Source organism: Saccharopolyspora sp. 6V, assembly GCF_020176785.1.
GTDB classification, from domain to species: Bacteria; Actinomycetota; Actinomycetes; order Mycobacteriales; family Pseudonocardiaceae; genus Saccharopolyspora_C; species Saccharopolyspora_C gregorii.
Genome location: NZ_JAIUKB010000097.1, coordinates 3,437 through 6,068, shown reverse-complemented (window position 1 = coordinate 6,068; position 2,632 = coordinate 3,437). Strand labels below are relative to the sequence as shown.

Sequence of the window (2,632 nt, the reverse complement as noted above, 5' to 3'; positions counted from 1 at the left end):
CGCGCCGTGGGGTGGGTGCGTCGTGGGGGGCCTTAGGGCCCCCCCTCGGGGGGGGGGGGGGGGGGGGGGGGCGGCCGCCGGGGGGGGGGGGGGGGGGGGCCCCCCCGCACCGGATCACGTGTACCAGGTCGGTTCCGGGATCTCGCCGAGCAGCGCGTAGCGGCCCACCTCGACCCGCTTGTACGCGATCGGGTCGTGCAGCGTGTGGGTGCGCAGGTTGCGCCAGAAGATGTCCAGGCCCGCGGAGTTCGAGGTCGCCCGCGCCCCGGTCACCTCGTAGATCCGGGTGGCGATCTCCAGCCCGGTCTGCACGATCCGCTCCTTGGCGGCGGCGATGAGCACGGCGGCCTGCCCGCGCTGCGCGGCGGTCACCGAGTCCCGTTCGGCGTGCAGCAACCCGTCGATGCGCTGCCCGGCGCGGTCCACGAGCGCCTCCGCGGCCCACAGCTTCGCCTGCAGATCGCCGTAGGTGTCGAGGACGTAGAACTCCTCGGTGGCGCTGTCCTTGTCGTCCCCGCCGTAGGGCCACGGCCGGGTCTTCTCCCGGGTGTAGGCGGTCGCGGCGTCCAGGGCGCCCTGCGCGATGCCGAGGTAGAAGTTGGTGAACACCAGCTGGATGGTGGGCGTGTTCAGCGTGTTGTAGACCAGCGGCTGGAACCGCTTGTCCACGTAGCCCGCCGCCGACTCCCACGGCACCCGCACGCCGCGGATCTCGACGCTGCCGGATTCGGTGAGCCGCTGACCGAGGTTGTCCCAGTCGTCGCCGTAGACGATGGCCTCCTGGTCGGAGGGCACGATGGCGAAGATGTGGTCGTCGGTGCCGTCGAGGACGCCCTCCAGCACGGTGAGGTCGGAGACCTTGCTGCCGGTGGAGAAGGACTTCCGCCCGGTGTAGACGATCTCGTCGCCCTCGTCGGTGATGACCACGTCGGAGTCGCGCGGGTTCACCGCCCCGCCGAAGAACAGGTCGTTCTCGGTGTAGAGCTGCTCGACGGCGTCGATCTGCGCGTCGGTGCCGACCAGCCGCACCGCCCACGCCCACAGGTAGTGGTAGCCGAGCAGCTGGCCGATGGACCCGTCGCCCTTGGCGACCTCGCGGATTACCCGGTAGGCGGTGTCCCAGCGCTGACCGCCCCCGCCGTGCTCGACGGGCCCGAGCAGCCGGACCAGGCCGGATTCCTTGAGCAGCCGGACTTCGGCGTGCGGGGTGGCGCCGGCGCGGTCGCGCTCGACGGCGTCGACGGCCAGCAGCGCGGCCACGTCGCGGGCGCGTTCGAGCCAGCCCTCGGGGGTGTCGGGTCGTCGTTCCCAGCGGGTGGTGGTCGGTTCGGTGGTGCTCACAGCGGTTCTCCTCGGGTTGCGGTGGTGCGGGTGGTCACCGGGTGGCGCCGATGGGGTCGCCGGTGCGGTCGAGGTCCGCTTCGAGTTCGCGGACGATGGGCAGCACGTGGGTGCCGAAGTGCTCGACGTCTTCGAGGTAGTGCAGGAATCCGAGCAGGATCAGGTCCGCGCCGCGCTTCTTGTACTCGATGATGCGGTGCGCGATCTGCTCCGGAGTGCCGATGAGGCCGGTGCGGAAGCCGTCGTTGTACTGGACGAGGTCGGCGAATTCGGAGTCCGCCCACATGCCCTTGCCGTCCGATGTGGACTTCCCGGCCTGCTGCACGGACTTGCGGAACCCTTCGACGGCGTCCACATCGGCCTTGTCCACGATCTCCTTGAGCACGGCCTTCGCCTCGGCCTCGGTGTCGCGGGCGATGTGGAAGCCGTTGAGGCCGAAGCGGACGGTGCGGCCGTGGGCGGCGGCCTGGGCGCGGACGTCGGCGACCTGCTCGCTGAACCCGTCGAAGTCCTTGCCGTTGCTGAAGTACCAGTCCGACACCCGCCCGGCGAGGGTGCGCGCCGCGGACGAGTTGCCGCCCTGGAAGATCTCCGGGTGCGGGCGCCCGGGCACCTCGAACGGTTGCGGGCGCAGGCTGAAGTCGCGGATGCGGTAGAAGTCGCCGGCCAGCTCGAAGTTCGGCTGCGTCCACAGCCCGCGCAGCACGCGGATGAACTCCTCGGTGCGCCGGTAGCGCTCGTCGTGCTCCAGCCAGGGTTCGCCGAGGCCGGTGAACTCCTCCTTGAACCAGCCGCTGACGATGTTCACCGCGAACCGGCCCTGGGACAGGATGTCGGCGGTGATGCCGAACTTCGCGAGGATCGCCGGGTGCCACAGGCCGGGGTGGGCGGCGACGATGAGCTTGAGCCGCTCGGTGGCCAGCAGCAGGCCGAGGCTGAACGCGGCCGGGTCGTGCTGCTGCGCGGCGCCGTAGCTGGAGGCGTAGCGGACCTGGCTGAGCGCGTACTCGAACCCGCTGCGCTCGGCGAGCACCGCGAGTTCCTTGTTGTACTCGAACCCGAAATCGGTGCGCTGTTCGATGGTGCTGGTGACCAGGCCGCCGCTGACGTTGGGCACCCAGTAGGCGAACTTCAGCGGCGCGGCGGGGATGTCGGTGGACACGGTCGTCTCCCGTGGACAGGTCGTGCCGGGGGGGGGGGGGGGCGCCCCGCCGCCCCCCCCCCCCCGGGGGGCCCACCACCCAGTCCTATCTCGCCGTCTTTCAGGAAGATCTCGTCCGCGCCTACAGAT

2 protein-coding genes are annotated in these 2,632 nt (G+C 71.0%); both read right to left on the bottom strand.

The features are described 5' to 3' along the window. Positions 1-114: 114 nt before the first annotated feature. Positions 115-1,341 (bottom strand): acyl-CoA dehydrogenase family protein, encoded by a 1,227-nt coding sequence (locus tag LCD35_RS19460; RefSeq protein ID WP_224958703.1) that lies wholly within the window; start codon positions 1,339-1,341, stop codon positions 115-117. A 34-nt stretch (positions 1,342-1,375) separates the two neighbouring features. After that, positions 1,376-2,503 carry a dimethylsulfone monooxygenase SfnG gene (sfnG, locus tag LCD35_RS19455; RefSeq protein WP_224958702.1) on the bottom strand — a complete coding sequence of 376 codons (1,128 nt, stop codon included), beginning with the start codon at positions 2,501-2,503 and terminating at the stop codon, positions 1,376-1,378. Positions 2,504-2,632: the final 129 nt, after the last annotated feature.